Origin of the sequence: Paenarthrobacter sp. AB444 (assembly GCF_028736865.1) — a bacterium.
GTDB lineage: Bacteria > Actinomycetota > Actinomycetes > Actinomycetales > Micrococcaceae > Arthrobacter > Arthrobacter nicotinovorans_B.
The window spans coordinates 260,485-277,754 of sequence record NZ_JAQZBY010000003.1 but is presented as its reverse complement, the minus strand read 5'-3'; the positions used below and the strand labels follow the sequence as shown (position 1 = coordinate 277,754).

15 protein-coding genes are annotated in these 17,270 nt (G+C 63.7%); 11 read left to right on the top strand and 4 right to left on the bottom strand.

Annotation, left to right across the window (positions count from 1 at the left end):
* Positions 1–221: 221 nt before the first annotated feature.
* The 5 genes from PQ627_RS06555 to PQ627_RS06535 all read left to right on the top strand — a co-directional run bounded on the left by PQ627_RS06555 (position 222) and on the right by PQ627_RS06535 (position 3,827).
* Positions 222–869, top strand: a complete 648-nt coding sequence (locus tag PQ627_RS06555) for a PadR family transcriptional regulator (RefSeq protein ID WP_144661859.1) — start codon at positions 222–224, stop codon at positions 867–869.
* Positions 870–946: 77 nt separating this feature from the next.
* On the top strand, positions 947–1,705 hold the full coding sequence (locus PQ627_RS06550) for a MerR family transcriptional regulator (RefSeq protein WP_274259436.1): 759 nt from the start codon (positions 947–949) through the stop codon (positions 1,703–1,705).
* A gap of 44 nt (positions 1,706–1,749) precedes the next feature.
* Positions 1,750–2,352, top strand: a complete 603-nt coding sequence (locus tag PQ627_RS06545) for a TetR/AcrR family transcriptional regulator (protein WP_274259435.1) — start codon at positions 1,750–1,752, stop codon at positions 2,350–2,352.
* A gap of 87 nt (positions 2,353–2,439) precedes the next feature.
* Positions 2,440–3,009 carry an RNA polymerase sigma factor gene (locus tag PQ627_RS06540; protein ID WP_274259434.1) on the top strand — a complete coding sequence of 190 codons (570 nt, stop codon included), beginning with the start codon at positions 2,440–2,442 and terminating at the stop codon, positions 3,007–3,009.
* Positions 3,010–3,077: 68 nt separating this feature from the next.
* Positions 3,078–3,827, top strand: a complete 750-nt coding sequence (locus PQ627_RS06535; RefSeq protein WP_274259433.1) for a hypothetical protein — start codon at positions 3,078–3,080, stop codon at positions 3,825–3,827.
* A gap of 10 nt (positions 3,828–3,837) precedes the next feature.
* Here PQ627_RS06535 and PQ627_RS06530 read toward each other — a convergent pair whose 3' ends face one another.
* Complete coding sequence (locus tag PQ627_RS06530; protein ID WP_274259432.1) at positions 3,838–5,439, bottom strand: molybdopterin-dependent oxidoreductase; 1,602 nt, start codon at positions 5,437–5,439, stop codon at positions 3,838–3,840.
* Between the two features lie 124 nt (positions 5,440–5,563).
* Between PQ627_RS06530 and PQ627_RS06525 the strand changes: the two genes are divergently transcribed.
* The 3 genes from PQ627_RS06525 to PQ627_RS06515 all read left to right on the top strand — a co-directional run bounded on the left by PQ627_RS06525 (position 5,564) and on the right by PQ627_RS06515 (position 10,621).
* A complete protein-coding gene (locus tag PQ627_RS06525; RefSeq protein WP_274259431.1) occupies positions 5,564–7,075 on the top strand; it encodes an aldehyde dehydrogenase family protein in 1,512 nt (503 codons plus the stop codon).
* Positions 7,076–8,716: a GMC family oxidoreductase gene (locus PQ627_RS06520; protein ID WP_274259430.1), complete on the top strand. Its 1,641-nt coding sequence runs from the start codon at positions 7,076–7,078 to the stop codon at positions 8,714–8,716.
* A gap of 279 nt (positions 8,717–8,995) precedes the next feature.
* The gene (locus PQ627_RS06515) at positions 8,996–10,621 is read left to right on the top strand and encodes an APC family permease (protein ID WP_274259429.1); all 1,626 of its coding nucleotides are present in this window, start codon (positions 8,996–8,998) and stop codon (positions 10,619–10,621) included.
* Positions 10,622–10,703: 82 nt separating this feature from the next.
* On the opposite strand, the gene PQ627_RS06510 is transcribed toward PQ627_RS06515, so the two are convergent.
* Positions 10,704–11,276 (bottom strand): TetR/AcrR family transcriptional regulator, encoded by a 573-nt coding sequence (locus PQ627_RS06510; RefSeq protein WP_144661852.1) that lies wholly within the window; start codon positions 11,274–11,276, stop codon positions 10,704–10,706.
* A 92-nt stretch (positions 11,277–11,368) separates the two neighbouring features.
* Here PQ627_RS06510 and PQ627_RS06505 point away from each other — a divergent pair, with 92 nt between their 5' ends.
* Positions 11,369–12,202, top strand: coding sequence for an oxidoreductase (locus PQ627_RS06505; RefSeq protein WP_144661851.1), 834 nt, complete (start codon positions 11,369–11,371; stop codon positions 12,200–12,202).
* Here PQ627_RS06505 and PQ627_RS06500 read toward each other — a convergent pair.
* Entirely contained in the window at positions 12,199–13,416 is a 1,218-nt protein-coding gene (locus PQ627_RS06500; RefSeq protein WP_274259428.1) for an acyl-CoA dehydrogenase family protein, read from the bottom strand. The two genes, PQ627_RS06505 and PQ627_RS06500, sit on opposite strands and share 4 nt — an antisense overlap.
* Positions 13,417–13,548: 132 nt before the next feature.
* Between PQ627_RS06500 and PQ627_RS06495 the strand changes: the two genes are divergently transcribed.
* Positions 13,549–15,267: an AMP-binding protein gene (locus tag PQ627_RS06495; protein ID WP_274259426.1), complete on the top strand. Its 1,719-nt coding sequence runs from the start codon at positions 13,549–13,551 to the stop codon at positions 15,265–15,267.
* Positions 15,268–15,306: 39 nt separating this feature from the next.
* Positions 15,307–15,816 (top strand): MarR family winged helix-turn-helix transcriptional regulator, encoded by a 510-nt coding sequence (locus tag PQ627_RS06490; protein WP_274259424.1) that lies wholly within the window; start codon positions 15,307–15,309, stop codon positions 15,814–15,816.
* Positions 15,817–15,833: 17 nt separating this feature from the next.
* Here the strand turns inward: PQ627_RS06490 and PQ627_RS06485 are convergent, their stop codons facing one another.
* A complete protein-coding gene (locus PQ627_RS06485) occupies positions 15,834–17,177 on the bottom strand; it encodes an HNH endonuclease (RefSeq protein WP_443192742.1) in 1,344 nt (447 codons plus the stop codon).
* Between the last annotated feature and the right edge of the window lie 93 nt (positions 17,178–17,270).

Here is a 17,270-nt window from a genome sequence, read left to right as displayed (position 1 = left end):
CAAACATGGGCAATACGTCACCCCGCGTTGCTTTTTAACGACGGCGGGTGCGGACTTAGCGATAAGTCCGCACCCGCCGTCGTCCTTTAACCCTCACTCACACCCCACCCCCTACCACCCAACCCTCACTCACATCCCCTTGACGCTTCGATATTCACCGATATATCGTTAAGTATCGCCGATACTCCATTGGTGAAAACTATCGAAAGGACGATGCTGTTATGAAAGGCATCCACAATCACGAAGAACATCCCTTCCCGGAACACAGCGAAGGACCCCACGCTCACGGTCGCTTCAACCGAGGCAAAGGTCGTCGTGGTCCCGGCGGACATGGCGGGTTCGGACCGGGCCGCGGCCCAGGCTTCGGCCCGGGATTCGGCCCCGGCGGCTTTGGCCCTGGCGGATTCGGCCCCCGCGGCTTCGGCCCCGGCGGCCCGCGCCGCAACCGCGGCGATGTCCGCGCGGCGATCCTCTCGCTGCTCGCCGAAGCTCCATCAAACGGCTATGGACTGATCAAGACCATCGCGGAGAAGACCTCCGGCGCATGGCGGCCCAGCCCCGGATCCGTTTACCCCACCCTGCAGCAGCTGGTTGATGAAGAACTCATCACAGCCGTGGGAGAAGGACGTCGCACGGAATTCACACTGACCGACGACGGCCGCGCCTACGTAGCTGAGCATGAAGAGGAACTCGCCAACGCCTGGAACACCGAGGCTGACGGAAACATGCAGGAATTCCACCAAAGCATCGGCAAGCTGATGGGCGTGATCCACCAGTTCCGTGGCGCGGCAACCGACGAACAACGCCGGGCCGCCATCGAGAAGCTCGACGAGACACGCCGCGCTCTCTACCTGATCCTGGCCGACTAATGGCTCCCGCCTTCCCCTTGACCTTGACGTAACGTCAACCTTTACTGTCGAAGAACAAGCAAAGGGACGGAGGACGGATGGACTGGTCAATCCAGGAAATCGCAAGGATCGCGGGAACCACCAGCCGCACACTGCGTCACTATGACGACATTGGGCTGCTCAAACCGAGCCGGACCGGTCATAACGGCTATCGCTACTATGACGGTCCGGCACTGGTTCAGCTCCAGCGCATCCTCCTGCTCCGCGAACTGGGGCTCGGCCTCCCGGCAATCGCCGAGGTGCTCCACCGCGAGACCGACACCGTCAAAGCCCTGAAAAGCCACTTGGAGTGGCTTGCGCATGAACAGGACCGGCTGGCCCGGCAAATCGCCTCTGTTCGGCAAACAATCGACACAATGCAAGGGGATGGAAAGTACATGGCACAGGACATGTTCGATGGCTTCGACCACACGCAGTACAAGGACGAGGTCGAGGAGCGCTGGGGCAAGGACGCCTACGCCGCCGGCGACTCCTGGTGGCGCGGCATGAGCGCCGATGAAAAGCAGCAATGGAAGGAACGCGTCCAGAAGCTGGGCGCCGACTGGATCGCGGCCGCAGAATCCGGCGCCGCCCCTGACAGCGCCGAGGCGCAAGACCTCGCGAAACGTCACGTCGAGTGGCTCCGCGGCATCCCGGGAACGCCGACGGCGGCACCTGGCGGAGACGTCAAAGGTTACGTCACGGGACTCGGCGACATGTACGTGGCGGACCCACGCTTCGCCGCGAATTACGGCGGGAAGTCAGGGGCCACCTTTGTGCGCGACGCCCTGAGGATCTACGCGGAAGGAAACCTCTAGGCAGCCAAGATGCGCTGGCCTTGGTTTGGCAATAGTCTGGCCAAATGGGTACAAGCACCGCTAAAACCGGCGAACAGGCTGACAGGCAAACACGCATTCTCGAAGCGGCCCTGGAACTTCTGTCCCGCCACGGAATCTCGGGCATCAATATGCGTGCAGTGGCCCGCGAAGCCGGCGTTGCACTGGGGCTCGTGAACTACTACTACGAAGACAAACCCAGCCTGATCCGCGCGGTGCTGCACCAAATCGAAGAGCATGACCTCCTGCTGGTGGAGCCGTCCCCCTCCATGGGTCCCGACGAACGACTCCGGGAATCCCTGCGGCGCGTCGCCGACCCCGGCCTCCTGACCACCCCGTACCTCTCCCTTCGCCTCCATTTGTGGGCCCTGGCTCAGGCAAATGAGGAATTCGCAGAAATCAATGCCGCAGCCTTTGACCGGTACCTTCAGGGACTCGCGGCTCTGATCGGGAATGCCGTCCCTGGGCTCTCGCCCGAAGAGTGCAAGGATCGGGCGGCCGACGTCGTGGTCGTGCAAAACGGCATGTGGCTCACCACCCTCCTCGGCATCGACAAGGCAGCCATCGAGCGGGGTATCGCCCGTACGGAACAGATTGCGTTTGGCCAGACACCGGACGGAGACCGCTAAGGCACACCCGGGCCGTTCAAGAGGGCTTTGTCAGAAATTTCAGGCCCTCTGCAACACACTTGGATACTTGGCGGACAAGTACAGGTTATGAACTACCTTTCGAGAGCCCCTGACCGGGCAGAGGCCTTTCGGGCGCTGTACGAGTCCGCGTATTCGGACTTGTTGAAATTCGTTCAGCGACGCAGCGAACCGGGAATAGCCGAGGACGTGGTGGCCGAGGCGTTCCTCACTGTCTGGCGGCGATTTTCCGAAGCGCCGCCGCACGAGGACGATGCCCGCGCCTGGGTTTTTGGCATCACTCGAAACCTCATGTTGAATGCCCGCCGTGGAGAACAACGGCGCCTGGCTCTGGGCGTCCGCTTGGCCGACGCGACTGACGTACCCCACTATCCGTCCCACGCCGATCTGGTCACCAGTCGCGTTGATTTGGGCAGGGCTTGGGCGCTTCTTTCCGAAGTCCACCAGGAAACGCTGGGACTCGCGATCTTCGAGAACCTGTCCGCGCCGCAAGCAGCAACGGTTGTGGGGATTTCTCCAGTCGCCTTCCGCCTCCGCCTGGTCCGTGCGAGGCGATCCCTGCGGCTGCTGCTGGACCACATTCCCCCGAACAAGTCTGCCGTGCCAACAGCAGCTCCTGGAAAGGCCTCCACACCATGAACAGCAACAGGAACCTTGACGCGCTTCTGAGATCCATGGACGCAGCCGGGAAAAGTCCAGCTCCTGCCATGAACCGTGCTCAAAAGGATCTGGAGCGGATCCTCCGTACCCACCCCATGGCAGCTACCACTGACCAACAACTCCCCGCCCCTGGGAATGCCAGACCCGCCCCCAGCCGTCGCCGTCGAACCGTCATCCTGGGAGCCGTGGCCCTGGCAGCCACAGCCGGGTTCCTCGTCGTACCAGCTTTCTCCGGCGGAGATCCTGCCTTCGCCACGTGGACGGCCGCTCCGGCAGAACTGACCGGCGCCGATCGTGACAATGCAGTCTCCGACTGCACCCGCTCCAGTCAACGCGTAGGCAGCGGCATGTACAAAGATGAGCTGGCAAGCGCGGACGTGGCGATTGCAGAGAGGCGTGGCGCGTGGACGACCATAGTCCTGATTGGAAGTGGAGGCTTTACAGCCACTTGCACCACCGATTCCACCGCCCCCTGGTTCAAGAAGGGGTCCTTTGGCTCGGTTGGAAACTCCGAGGCTGGACAGGCGCCCGCAGCCCAGGACATCAGGGCCACGCAACTCGGGACGGGAGTCATTTCAGATAACGCCCTGTCCATGGCGTCCGGCCAGGTTGGCTCGGAAGTCACCGCCGTCACCTACACCAAGGCTGACGGCGAACGGGTCAAGGCCACCGTCTCCAAAGGCCAGTTCGCGTTGTGGTTCCCCGGGGCTGAAATCAGCAATTCTTCCGGCCAAGCCGTTCCCGTTGAAGTGACCTACAGTGACGGGACGTCCGCAATCCGTCATCTCAGCCTCTGACGCGCTGCACTCACTCCACCGTCACCATCACCGACGGCCATCCCGAGGCACCATCCGGCACAGGATCGGCCCGCTTTTCCGTTTGGACTTCGCCGGTGCCATCGGTGGCCCTGGCCTTGACGTAGTGGATGCCGGGCGTGGCGTCCCATTCAAAGGACCACTGGCGCCACGTGATGGTGGACGCTTCGTCGGAGAGGGTTGCTTCCATCCATTCGCCGTCGTCGATCTGGACTTCCACCTTGGTGATGCCCCGCGTTTGCGCCCAAGCGGTGCCGCCGACGGCAACCTTCCCGGGAGGGAACTTCGCGAAGGATTTCGGGACATCCACGCGCGCCATGGTCTTGATGGGGCCGCGTTCGGACCAACCGCGTTCAGTCCAGTAGGCCTTGGCGTCCGCGAAGCGGGTGACCTCGAGTTCCACCACCCATTTGGTGGCTGAGACGAACCCGTACAGCCCGGGAACCACCATGCGCACTGGGTAGCCGTGCTCCACAGGGAGCGGCTCACCGTTCATGCCGATTGCCAGCATGGCGTCGCGGTCATCCTGCAGGACTTCAAGCGGCGTGGAGGCGCTGAAGCCGTCGATGGACTTGGAGAGCACCATGTCGGCCCCCTCCTTCGGCTTGGCCTTGGCAAGGACTTCCCGGATGGGCAGGCCGAGCCATTTGGCGTTGCCCGCCAGTTTTCCACCCACCGGGTTGGACACGCAGGTGAGGGTCACGTGCGACTCGATCAGCTCGGCGTCGAGAAGGTCCTGGAAGTTCATGGTGACTTCCTGCTCAACCATGCCGTGCACGCGCAGTTCCCAGTCGTTGACGTTGATTTCGGGGACGCTGAGGGCCGTGTCAATGCGGTAGAACTCGCTGTTCGGCGTCAGCCAGGGAAAGACGCCCGGCACAGGAGACTGGACGCCCGCCGGTACGGGGGCCGCCGCCTTCACGGGGGAGGGCAAGCGGAGCGCATCCCTTGCCTGGGCCACGTTGTTTCGCGCCGAACTCAGCAGCCGCCCACCAGTTGCCGCGATTCCCGCGGCCACCGCAGTAATGCCGGCAGCAGCAAAAAAACGACGGCGGCTGGTACCAACAGTTCCGGCGTCGGCGCTCCCGAGGTGGTCGCCGGCGTCGGCCGCTTGATCGGCGGGAGCCTCAGGCCATGGCTTCAGCCCCCACAACGGAACCATCAGGCGGCGCAGGACGAACAAGCCGGCAAGGGTTCCCAAAATGGACGGGATGGCGTTGAGGGGTCCCACGCCGGCACGGGTCAGGACGCAGGCCACAATCACCGCACCCATGAAGAGCACGCCCAGCACGCCCAAAGCCCATTTGCGGTAGGCCACGATGCCCAGTACGCAGGCAAGAACGGCGATCGTCACGCCCATCCCGACAAACAGGGCAGCTTTGTCGTTGGTACCGAACGTCGCGATCGCAAAGTCCTTCAGCCACGGCGGCGTGAAGTCGATGAACGTCGATCCCAGCGCAAAAAAGGGCGTTGCCCTGGCAGTAAAGAACGCGCCGATCAGCTCCGCTACGGCGAGCACGACGCCTGCCGACACCACTCCTGCCAGCGCCGCCATGCTGTGGGTACCTCTGGTCCGGGATCCAAGCTTTTCCATGCAACTGATTCGGAGCCGCCGGGAGCAGGGATGGGTGCCACACGTCCGCCACATAAAGCGAGATTTGAACATCTGTTCATAATTTTCCTTGAACAGATGTTCAAGATGAACTACTCTGCTTCGTATGACCCAAGCCACATTTTCCGACTCCGCTGCCACGCTTTTCATCAACGGCTCCTGGGAGCCGTCCGCGTCCGGCACGGTCCGCCACATCCACAACCCGGCCGACGGCGAGCTGGTCGCCACAGTGTCCGAGGCCGGCCCAGAGGACGCCGAACGCGCCATCGCCGCTGCCCGCGCAGCCTTCGACTCCGGCGTATGGGCCTCGGTGCCTGCGCCCGAGCGTGGCGCGTTCCTGCTCAAGGTTGCCGCCGGGCTGCGTGAACGCCGCGAGAAGTTCGCCCGCGCAGAATCCCTCGACACCGGCAAGCGCATCGTCGAAAGCCGGATCGACATCGACGACATCGCCGCCTGCTTCGAATACTTCGGCAGGCTCGCAGGCCAGCAACCGGGCCGCGTCGTCGACGCCGGCAACCCCGACGTCGTCAGCCGTATCGTCTACGAACCCGTTGGCGTTTGCGGCCTCATCACCCCGTGGAACTACCCGCTGCTGCAGGCAGCCTGGAAGATCGCCCCCGCACTGGCCGCAGGCTGCTCCTTCGTCCTCAAACCCGCCGAGCTGACACCATCCACCGCCATCCTCGCGATGCAGCTCCTGAAGGATCTCGGCCTGCCCGACGGCGTCGCGAACCTTCTCACCGGCCCCGGCCGGAAGGTGGGCGCACCGCTCACGGAACATCCCGACGTCGACCTCGTCTCCTTCACCGGCGGCCTGGAAACCGGCAAGAGCATCGCGGCAGCCGCTGCCGCCACCGTCAAGAAGGTGGCGCTGGAACTGGGCGGCAAGAACCCCAACGTTATCTTCGCCGACGCCGACTTCGATGCCGCCGTCGACAACGCCCTCAACGGCGCCTTCCTCCACTCCGGCCAGGTCTGCTCGGCAGGTGCCCGCCTTGTGGTGGAGGAGTCCATCGCCGAGCGTTTCGTCGATGAGCTGGTCCGCCGCGCCGAAGCCATCCGCCTGGGCGGCCCCTTCGATGAGGACGCCGAAACCGGCCCGCTGATCTCCGCAGAGCACCGCGCCAAGGTCCACGAGTACGTCCAGCGCGGCATCGCCGAGGGCGCGCGACTGCGGACCGGCGGTTCGGCACCTGAAGGCGGAAAGTACGACGCCGGCTTCTACTACCAGCCGACCATCCTGGACCGCGTCACCCGCGGGATGTCCGTGGTCACCGACGAGGCCTTCGGTCCGGTGGTGACGGTGGAAACGTTCAGCACCGAGGACGAAGCCGTGGCCATTGCCAACGACACCATCTACGGCCTGGCCGGAGCTGTCTGGACCCAGGACGCAGGCAAGGCACAGCGCGTGGCGGGCCGGCTCCGCCACGGCACCATCTGGATCAACGACTACCACCCCTACCTCCCGCAGGCGGAGTGGGGCGGGTTCGGCGCATCGGGAGTGGGCCGGGAGCTCGGCCCCACAGGACTGGCCGAGTACCAGGAAGCCAAGCACATCTACCAGAACACCAACCCCCAGGTCACTGGTTGGTTCGCTGACCACGGCAAGGAGAACTAGATGCACTTCGACAACATTGAGGACCTCGGCGAGCGCGCCTTCGACTACGTCGTCATTGGCGGCGGGTCCGCGGGCGCAGCCGTAGCCGCCCGGTTGAGCGAGGATCCGGATGTCACGGTCGCGCTCGTTGAAGCAGGCCCGGATGACCGCAACCTGCCCGAAATCCTGCAGCTGGACCGCTGGATGGAACTGCTGGAATCCGGCTACGACTGGGACTACCCCATCGAACCGCAGGAAAACGGCAATTCCTTCATGCGTCACGCCCGCGCAAAAGTCATGGGCGGCTGCTCCAGCCACAACTCCTGCATTGCCTTCTGGGCGCCCCGTGAGGACCTGGACGAGTGGGAATCAAAGTACGGTGCAGCAGGATGGAACGCCGATGCCGCCTGGCCGCTGTACAAGCGTCTGGAGACCAACGAAGACGCCGGCCCGGACGCTCCGCACCATGGCGACTCGGGTCCCGTGCACCTCATGAACGTGCCCCCGGCCGACCCCGCCGGCGTCGCACTGCTGGACGCCTGCGAACAGTCGGGCATTCCGCGGGCGAAGTTCAACACGGGCACCACGGTTGTCAATGGCGCGAACTTCTTCCAGATCAACCGGCGCGCGGACGGCACCCGTTCCTCCAGCTCGGTGTCCTACATCCACCCCATCGTTGATCGCCCGAACTTCACGCTCCTGACGGGCCTGAGGGCCCGCCAACTGGTGTTCGACGCCGACAAACGCTGCACCGGCGTCGACGTCGTCGATTCGGCCTTCGGCCGCACCCACCGCCTGTCCGCCCGCCACGAGGTCATCCTCTCCACGGGCGCCATCGATTCGCCGAAGCTGCTCATGCTGTCCGGCATCGGCCCGGCAGCCCACCTCGCGGAGCACGGCATCGAGGCGATTGTCGACTCACCCGGCGTGGGTGAGAACCTGCAGGACCACCCCGAGGGCGTGGTGCAGTTCGAGGCCAAGCAGCCGATGGTCCAGTCATCCACCCAGTGGTGGGAGATCGGCATCTTCACCCCCACCGAGGACGGCCTGGACCGCCCGGACCTGATGATGCACTACGGCTCGGTCCCCTTCGACATGAACACGCTCCGGCACGGCTACCCCACCACCGAGAACGGCTTCAGCCTCACGCCGAACGTCACGCACGCCCGCTCCCGGGGCACGGTGCGCCTGCGCAGCCGCGACTTCCGCGACAAGCCCATGGTGGACCCGCGCTACTTCACGGATCCGGAGGGCCACGACATGCGCGTCATGGTGGCAGGCATCCGCAAGGCCCGCGAGATCGCCGCACAACCTGCCATGGCTGAGTGGACGGGCCGGGAGCTCTCCCCCGGCATCGAGGCCCAGACGGACGAAGAACTGCGGGAGTACATCCGCAAAACCCACAACACGGTCTACCACCCGGTGGGAACAGTCCGGATGGGAGCGCTCGACGACGGGATGTCGCCTTTGGATCCGGAGTTGCGGGTCAAGGGAGTCACCGGCCTGCGGGTCGCCGATGCGTCCGTCATGCCGGAGCACGTCACGGTCAACCCGAACATCACTGTCATGATGATCGGTGAGCGTTGCGCTGACCTCATCCGCGCCAGCCGTCAGGAAGAGACCACGACGGCGGATGCGGACTTCAGCTTGTCGCTTGCCTGAGCCGTAACACCGGAAACTTTTGAACATTTGTTCATGCAAACTCTTGAACGGCTGTTCAAACTGAACTAACCTGCTTTTCATGACCCACGCCACACCTACAGGGTGCTGGCCTGGCGGACCTGGCCCGGGCGCCGACTACATCGAGCGCCCGGCCAGCCACGCAACATCAACGGGGGAAACAGCCGGAGGCACACCGTGGTGCCCGGCCTTTTGATTCGACTGCGACCAATGGTGGCCGCAAGTCATCACCATTCGTGCATGTCTGAGTTAGGAGTTCGAATGTCAGAACCCAGCAAATCAGGACCCAGCAAGAGCGATACGAGCGGAATGGACGAGTTTGGCTATGCCCAAACCCTCGACCGCAGCATCGGTAAGTTTGCCAGCTTCGCGGCCGGCGTCAGCTACATCTCCATCCTCACCGGCGTTTTTCAACTGTTTTACTTCGGCTTCTCCACGGCCGGCCCTGCGTATGCGTGGTCCTGGCCCATTGTCTTTGTCGGCCAGCTGATGGTCGCGCTGTGTTTTGCGGAACTCGCAGGACGCTACCCGGTGGCCGGTTCGGTCTACAACTGGGCCAAGCGACTCTCCACGGGAACGTGGGCATGGCTGGCGGGATGGCTGTTGCTGCTGTCCTCCATCATGGCCCTGGGCTCCGTGGCCCTGGCCCTCCAGATCACCCTGCCGCAGATTTGGAGCGGCTTCCAAATGGTTGGCGATGGAACTGGTCCATACGACTTCGCCGTCAACGGCGTCATCCTGGCCAGCATCATGATCGCCATCTCCACCCTCATCAACGCTTTCGGCGTGAAGCTCATGACCATGATCAACAGCGTGGGCGTTTTCGTCGAACTGGTTGCGGCCGTCCTGCTCATCGTGGCACTCATTTGGCACGCAGTGCGCGGACCGGAAGTCCTCCTGGATACCGCAGGCTTCGGCGAAGGACACCCACTCGGCTTCTTCGGCGTCTTCCTCATCGCCGCCATGGCCTCCGGCTACGTCATGTACGGGTTCGACACCGCAAGCTCTCTGGGGGAAGAAACCAAGGACCCCAAGCGCACAGCTCCCAAGGCGATCCTGCGTGCAGTGACAGCGTCCTTCCTGCTGGGCGGCCTGCTCCTGCTGGGCGGAATCCTGGCCGCTCCGGACCTGTCCGATCCCAAAATCGGAGCTGCCGACGGCGGGCTGCAGTACATCGTGCTCTCCGTACTCGGCGGACCCTTCGGCAAGGCCTTCCTGGTCTGCATCGTGGTGGCCGTCGTCGTCTGCACCCTGGCCGTCCACGCGGCCGCCATCCGCATGATGTTTGCCATGGCGAGGGACAACAACCTTCCTTTCAGCCGCCAGCTCAGCAAAGTGCACCCCACCCGGAAAACGCCCACGGTGGCCGCAATCGTCATCGGCGTCGTCGCTGTCATTCCACTCATCGTCAACATCTCCCAGCCTGCAATCTTCACCATCCTCTCCAGCATCAGCATCGTGTTGATCTACCTCTCCTACCTGCTGGTCACGGTACCGATGCTGCGGCGCCGGTTCCTCAAGAAGTGGCCCCTGAAGGACGACGGCTCCGAAGCCGGATTCAGCCTTGGCAAGTGGGGCCTGCCCATCAACATCCTTGCGGTCCTCTGGGGCGGAGCCATGACACTGAACCTGGTGTGGCCACGGCCGGAGATCTACAACTCCGTCCCGCCGTTCGAGTGGTACCTGCAGTGGGGTGGCGTGATCTTTGTTGCCGCCGTCGTGGTGGGTGGCACGCTGCTCTACCGCCTGCGCATCAGGCACAACACAGGAGTACTCGCCGAACACGCTGCAGCACCTGCTCCGTCCGCCACCGCGGAACCGGCCGACCCCAGCACCTCGGCACCAGGGCCATCCGGTTCCACCCTGTCTGCGGCCCGAATTTCCTAGCGAAGGCCCTTCGGGTACAGGCACGACCATTGAGGGCATCCTCCCGCCAACGCACTACCGGCGCGGGGATGCCCTCAGCCATTTAAGGAAAAGATCGTGCGGCGTCGACGGTAAGGCATGGCAGAACCAACGCGGCCCATCGCTCGCGTACAGGCTCCGGCTGGTCCAGGGGCGCCGCCGAAATGAGCATGTAGATATCAGTGACACTGAGATCCCGACGGACCTGTCCGGCTGCTATGCCCATGTCGATGAGCTCGGACAACGCCGCCGCCGCGCGTGTTTCGTCAATGTCCGCGGCCGCGCCGAGGGCAGGAGCCGCAGATTTCGCGGCGGCATTCAGCGCGGAAATCCGAATGACCTCGCGCAGGAACGAGACCAAAACCGCCAAAGGAGATCCGCCCCCTTCCCTGGCATGGTCCCGGGCCGACTCAGCCTCAACAGTTATTTGCTCGACATACTCAGCCAGCACGGCACCCACGAGATCTGTCTTCGTCGGAAAATGCCGGTACAAAGTACCGACGGCAACACCGGCAGTACCGGCGATAACCTCCATCCCCACGTCAGGCCCGTGTTCCGCGATTTCCGTCCGGGCGGCCTCAAGGATCTTCGCCCGATTCCGGATGGCGTCGGCGCGCATGGGGCGCTGGTTAGTCACCAAAAAGTTTCTCCTGCCACGACTTGCACGAAAGTGAATGCTGGTTCATGCTTTAAGTGAACCACTATTCATCTTACGGCAGGAGAACAGCCATGACTACCAAAACCGCGCTCGTCACAGGGGCTTCTTCCGGAATCGGGGAAGCTACCGCCAGAAAACTCCAAGCCCTGGGTTTTACCGTTTACGGCGCTGCACGGCGCACCGATCGCCTCCAGAGCCTGGCCGCCGACGGCATCCGCACGTTGGCCATGGACGTCACCGATGACGACTCCATGCGGGCCGGCATCGACCACATCATCGCCGACACCGGACGGATCGATGTCCTGGTGAACAACGCCGGCTACGGCTCCTACGGCGCCTTGGAAGACGTCGACATCGATGAAGGTCGCCGCCAGTTCGAGGTGAACGTTTTCGGCGCCATGCGACTGGCCCAGCTGGCCTTGCCCCACATGCGCGCCCAACGCTCGGGAACCATTGTGAACATCACGTCCATGGGCGGAAAGATCTACACGCCATTGGGCGGCTGGTACCACGGCACCAAATTCGCCCTCGAAGCACTGAGCGACTGCCTTCGGCTGGAGGTCAAGCCCTTCGGCATCGACGTCGTTGTCATCGAGCCCGGCGGCATCGCGACGGAGTGGGGCGGGATCGCGGCAGACTTCGTTGAAGAGACCTCCGGAAACGGCGCCTATGCCGCCCAGGCGCACGCAGTTGCCAAGTCGCTGAGGTCCGAGGCGAACGTCAACCGCAACTCTCCGCCGTCGGTCGTCGCCGATGCCGTCGCAAAGGCGGTGACGGCGTCGAAACCGAAGACACGTTACGCCGTCGGGTTCGGAGCCCAACCGCTCATCGCGGCCCGAGGGTTGCTGACCGACCGTCAGTTCGACGCGCTCATCAGCCGGGCCATCGGCATACCCAGCTCTTAGACGAACGCCGACTTTCCCGTCACGGCCCTGGCCACGATCATCGAATTGATCTCGTAGCTGCCCTCATACGTGTAGAGGATTTCGGCGTCTCCGAAGAGCTTGCCCATCTCGTAATCGGTGGTGATCCCGTTTCCGCCAAGGAGGGAGCGGCCCATCGCCACGGAGGAGCGCGCCAAGCGGGTGGTGGTGGCCTTGCACATGGCGGCCTGGACCATCTCAAGCTTGCCTGCCTGCTGGATGCGCGCCAATTCAACCATCATCGACAAGGACGCATTGGCGTTGCCCAGGATATCGGCCAACTGTTGCTGCACCAGCTGGAACCGCGCGAGTTCCCTGCCGAACTGCCGACGCTCCAAGGCGTAGGCCCGGGCAATGTCAAAGGCAGCCAACTGGATGCCCGCAGCCTGCCAGCCAACCCACGCACGGGAATCCCGCAGAAGGTCATTGGCGCGGGAGAACTCAGTTGCGCCGGGCAGCAAATTCGACGCCGGGATGCGGACCTCGTCCAGCACGATGTCGGCATTCTGCATGATGCGAAGGCCGATCTTGTTCGAAATTTTCGTCGCTGAGTAGCCGGGGCGGTCGGATTCCACGATGAAGCCTTTGATATGGCCGTCGGAGAGGTCACGGGCCCATACCAGGGCGAAGTCGGCAATCGTGGCGGCTCCGATCCAGCGCTTGGCACCGTTGATGACCCACTCGCCACCGTCGCGCCGCGCCGTCGTCGAAAGTCCTCCGGCGATGTCGGAACCGTGGTCCGGTTCGGTCAACGCAAAGGCTCCCAGCTGCGTGAAGGCCTCCAGGCCGGGGAGCCACTTGCGCTTCTGCTCCGGGGAGCCGAGCTCGTGGATCATGCCGACGATGAGTTCATTGTGGATACCCACCAAAGCCGAAAGCGAGACATCGGCGCGGGCCACCTCGGTGTACATCAGGCCCTTGAACAGCTGGGACGAGCCGTCGGTTTGCAGCCCACCCAGCCCATGCTCGGCCATTTCCGCGAGCAAGCCGAAGGGGAATTCCTCCCTGTTCCAGTAGGCGATGCTGTCTTTCCGGATCCGCGCCTGCAGGAAGTCCCTCGTCCGCAGATACCGCCCGCGCTCACCCTCGGGCAGCAGATCAACCACGTGCATAAGGTCCGCCTCCGGGTAAGGAGGGAGGACGCGTTCCGTCGCTGGACCGTTGGTAACGGTGGCGGCAGCTTTTTGATCGAGCATTAGACCCCTTCGTCATGTGCCGGGAGGCTCTTCCAAACCCTTGGATGTCCTAGTATATTGCAAGGTGATGTGGATCACTAGGCGGGATGCCAGGGCAATGGTGCCGGTCAACCCGAAGGCGAAAGGCGGACTATGACAGTCACAGAGGACTTCCGTGCGGCCCGTGACAGGCTGCTGGAACTGCGCGAGGACTACGCAACGGCCCACAAGGAATTCCAATGGCCACGCTTCGAGGAGTTCAACTTTGCGCTCGACTGGTTCGACCAGCTGGCAGCGGATCCGGAGAGGGGCGAGCAACCCGCCCTCGTGATCGTCGAACAGGACGGCAGCTCCACGCGGCGCACGTTCAAGGAACTCTCTGAGCGGTCCTCCCAGCTCGCCAACTGGCTGCGGGAACAAGGCGTCCGACGCGGCGACCACATGATCATCATGCTCGGCAACCAGGTGGAGCTGTGGGAACTCATGCTGGCCGGCATCAAGCTGGGCATCGTCATGATCCCCACCACCACGCTCATGGGCGCCCGGGACCTGCAGGACCGGGTTGAGCGCGGCAGCGCGGCCTGGGTGGCGGTCGGCAGCGCCAACATCGGCAAGTTTGCCGCCGTCGAGGGTAACTACCAACTGCTTGAGGTGGGCGCGGAACGCACCAACCCGGACGCCAAACACTACGCAGATTCTTACGACGCCGGCACGGACTTCACGCCCGACGCCCCCACCCGCGCGGATGAGACGCTCCTGCTGTACTTCACCTCCGGCACCACCTCGCGTGCCAAGCTGGTGGAACACACCCACACGTCCTATCCCGTGGGCCACCTGTCCACCATGTACTGGATCGGTCTGGAGCCGGGCGACGTGCACCTGAACGTCGCTTCCCCGGGCTGGGCCAAGCACGCGTGGTCCAACGTCTTCACGCCGTGGATCGCCGAGGCAACCGTCTTCATTTACAACTACGACCGCTTCGACGCAGCCGCCCTCATGGCACAGATGGGCCGCGAAGGCGTCACCAGCTTCTGCGCCCCGCCCACCGTGTGGCGCATGCTCATCCAGGCTGACCTGAAGCAACTGACCAGCCCTCCCCGGAAAGTGGTTTCGGCAGGAGAGCCGCTCAACGCGGAGGTCATCGGCCAAGTGGAGGAAGCCTGGGGCGTGACAATCCGGGACGGTTTCGGCCAGACCGAATCCACGGTACAGATCGCCAACACGCCCGCGCAGCCGGTGAAGATCGGCTCGATGGGGCGGCCGCTCCCCGGGTACGACGTCGTCCTGGTGGACCCGCTCACCGGTGAAGAAGCCGACGACGGCGAACTCTGCTTGCGCTTGGACCCCCGGCCTGTAGGGCTCATGAAGAGCTACTTTGGCGACGAGGCGAAAACCGCCGATGCCTTCCGGAATGGCTACTACCACACAGGCGACATGGCCAGCCGGGACGCAGACGGCGTGATCACCTACGTTGGCCGTGACGACGACGTCTTCAAGTCCTCGGATTACCGCTTGTCACCTTTCGAGCTCGAAAGCGTACTGATCGAACACCCCGCAGTGGCGGAGGCCGCCGTCGTACCTTCGCCTGACGCGGTGAAGCTGTCGGTTCCGAAGGCCTTTGTGGTGCTGGCTGCAGGTTACGAACCCGGTCCTGGCGTGGCCGAAGACATCCTGCGCTACTGCCGCCAACACCTGGCCCCCTTCAAGCGGATCCGGAGGCTCGAATTCGGCGAACTGCCCAAGACCATCTCGGGCAAGATCCGGCGCGTCGAGCTCCGCGGATCTGAAGTCCAGCGGCATGGCGACGGCCCCCTGCCTTCAGGTTTGGGCGTGGAATATACCGAAGAAGAGTTCCCGAATCTGAAAGACTAGGCCCCCGGACAACCGGCACCCGAGCAACCAAGGAGGCCCATGGGCACCCCACTCCCCCGCGATCCCATCGCCGACGCCCAACGCAACTGGGAACGGCACGGTTGGGGTGACGTCGCGGCGCCCATGGCTGCCATCACGGCCATCATGCGCACACAGCAGATCCTGCTGGCCCGCATCGAAACGGTGCTCAAGCCCTTCGGCCTCACCTTCGCCCGCTACGAACTCCTGGCCCTGCTGAGTTTCGCCCGCAGCGGCGCGCTGCCCATGAACAAAGCCAGTGCGCTCCTGCAGGTGCATCCCACCTCGGTGACCAACGCCGTCGACCGCCTGGAAAAGGCCGCGCTCGTTGCCCGCTCCCCGCACCCCACCGACGGGCGCACCACACTGATCGAGCTCACTCCTGAAGGCCGCACCGTGGCAAAGAAGGCGACGGCGGCGCTGAACGCCGAGGTTTTCGGCAAGTCCGGCTTCAGGGACGACGACGTCGATCACCTCATCCGCGTACTCGGCGCCTTCCGGCGGGACGCTGGGGACTTCACGGAGGAGTGAGACGCTAAACGAGCGTTTTACGTTCTGGAGGGGCGGTGTCCGGGAAGGTGTGGGGCCTTTGACTGGTAGCTATGCCCGGTGGGGGTCCTGATTTCCAAGGTGTGGACATCAGCCTGGACAGCTCGGCTAGTCCAACCCGGCTGTTCCTTAGTGTGATTGCACGCCTCACAGAGTCCTGCATCGTTTGCGAAGTTGGTTTTGCCCCCGGAACGCCAGGGCACAATGTGGTCGATGTGCCTGATGGGCGCGTCGCAATAGGGAGTCCGGCAGGTATCGTCGCGGGTTTCGATGAACCGCCGTAGCTGACCAGTAAAGAGCCGCGCCCTGGAATCAGTGGCCAGGAGCTCTCCCGTGGCCGGCGCGGTATAGAGCCGACGAAGCCAAACAGTGAGCTCATTGTCCTGGTTCTGTTCAGGTTGATCCTGTTCTGCTTGCCCCTTGGCAACCACTGATCTGGCCCACTCGGCAGGCACGATTCCGTAGCCGCTGAGGCGTGCTGGTTCGCTATCGCCCTGGAACAGGGTCCGGTCGGTCATAACCAGGTCCAGATTGATCCCTGAGATTCCGCCCGGTGTTCCGGTGACGCGTTCAACGAGCGTGTCAGCCATGATCTGACCGCGGGTGGGGACAACCCCGCCAGACTCCACAGTCCCGGTGGAACGGGCCGAATCTGCAGCGCGGTTCAGCGCGGCGTACACCGCCACTCCTTGGGCGACAGGTAGCAGGGCGGTCAGGTAGGTCATCGTGTCCGGCGCCGGTCGCAGGCTGACGGTCCGCTCGGAGGCAGCCCGGCTGGCCCGTCCAACGACCGACCGCGGATCCCGACGGTACGCGGCAGCTTTGGCCGCCGCAATGACTGCCTTGTCACCTTTGCCTTCGAAGGTTCCGGTGTCCGGCGCGAGTTCCTCATCCACCGCGGCCCGATCCTCCACGCTGAGGCAGGCTGTCTCCTTGACGAGCAGCGTGGCCGTCCATTCGTTTAACTGGCCGGAGTTCAACGCTGCCAAGGTTCGCGGCATCTCCATGACCAAGGCTTTCGCCAAACCAAGCAGTCGCGATCCTCGGTTCGGTGACTCCCGACGCGCCAACGCAACCTGTGCACCAACGCCCTGGCCACGCTCCGAAGCGGGGACACCGGCTTCGGCTTGTTCGGCGCGCTGGGCAAGATCGAAAGCGACAGCAACCCGCGCCTGCAATCCGCAGATGGCCGACTTCATCTCCTCCAAAACACGCAGCTGCTCGATGAGGTCCGCGCTGACGGTGCTGGCTGAACCACTGCTGGAGTGAACGGAATCCATGGCCGTTGGAGGGCGCCCAAGCGCCACTTCTGCGCCCGTTTGCCTCTCCGCGATTAGCTCCATGACCTAACTCTTGCAGCAAGCACCGACAATATAACCTTGGTGATCGCGGGCTGACCCGACCGCCCATGGACGGCACGAAGGAGAACTCCCTGG

Excerpts from the sequence above, each read along its gene's own strand:
- PQ627_RS06555 (WP_144661859.1), top strand. The coding sequence starts at position 222 with ATGAAAGGCATCCACAATCACGAAGAACATCCCTTCCCGGAACACAGC.
- PQ627_RS06550 (WP_274259436.1), top strand. The coding sequence starts at position 947 with ATGGACTGGTCAATCCAGGAAATCGCAAGGATCGCGGGAACCACCAGC.
- PQ627_RS06545 (WP_274259435.1), top strand. The coding sequence starts at position 1,750 with ATGGGTACAAGCACCGCTAAAACCGGCGAACAGGCTGACAGGCAAACA.
- PQ627_RS06540 (WP_274259434.1), top strand. The coding sequence starts at position 2,440 with ATGAACTACCTTTCGAGAGCCCCTGACCGGGCAGAGGCCTTTCGGGCG.
- PQ627_RS06535 (WP_274259433.1), top strand. The coding sequence starts at position 3,078 with ATGAACCGTGCTCAAAAGGATCTGGAGCGGATCCTCCGTACCCACCCC.
- PQ627_RS06530 (WP_274259432.1), bottom strand. The coding sequence starts at position 5,439 with ATGGAAAAGCTTGGATCCCGGACCAGAGGTACCCACAGCATGGCGGCG.
- PQ627_RS06525 (WP_274259431.1), top strand. The coding sequence starts at position 5,564 with ATGACCCAAGCCACATTTTCCGACTCCGCTGCCACGCTTTTCATCAAC.
- PQ627_RS06520 (WP_274259430.1), top strand. The coding sequence starts at position 7,076 with ATGCACTTCGACAACATTGAGGACCTCGGCGAGCGCGCCTTCGACTAC.
- PQ627_RS06515 (WP_274259429.1), top strand. The coding sequence starts at position 8,996 with ATGTCAGAACCCAGCAAATCAGGACCCAGCAAGAGCGATACGAGCGGA.
- PQ627_RS06505 (WP_144661851.1), top strand. The coding sequence starts at position 11,369 with ATGACTACCAAAACCGCGCTCGTCACAGGGGCTTCTTCCGGAATCGGG.
- PQ627_RS06500 (WP_274259428.1), bottom strand. The coding sequence starts at position 13,416 with ATGCTCGATCAAAAAGCTGCCGCCACCGTTACCAACGGTCCAGCGACG.
- PQ627_RS06495 (WP_274259426.1), top strand. The coding sequence starts at position 13,549 with ATGACAGTCACAGAGGACTTCCGTGCGGCCCGTGACAGGCTGCTGGAA.
- PQ627_RS06490 (WP_274259424.1), top strand. The coding sequence starts at position 15,307 with ATGGGCACCCCACTCCCCCGCGATCCCATCGCCGACGCCCAACGCAAC.
- PQ627_RS06485 (WP_443192742.1), bottom strand. The coding sequence starts at position 17,177 with ATGGAGCTAATCGCGGAGAGGCAAACGGGCGCAGAAGTGGCGCTTGGG.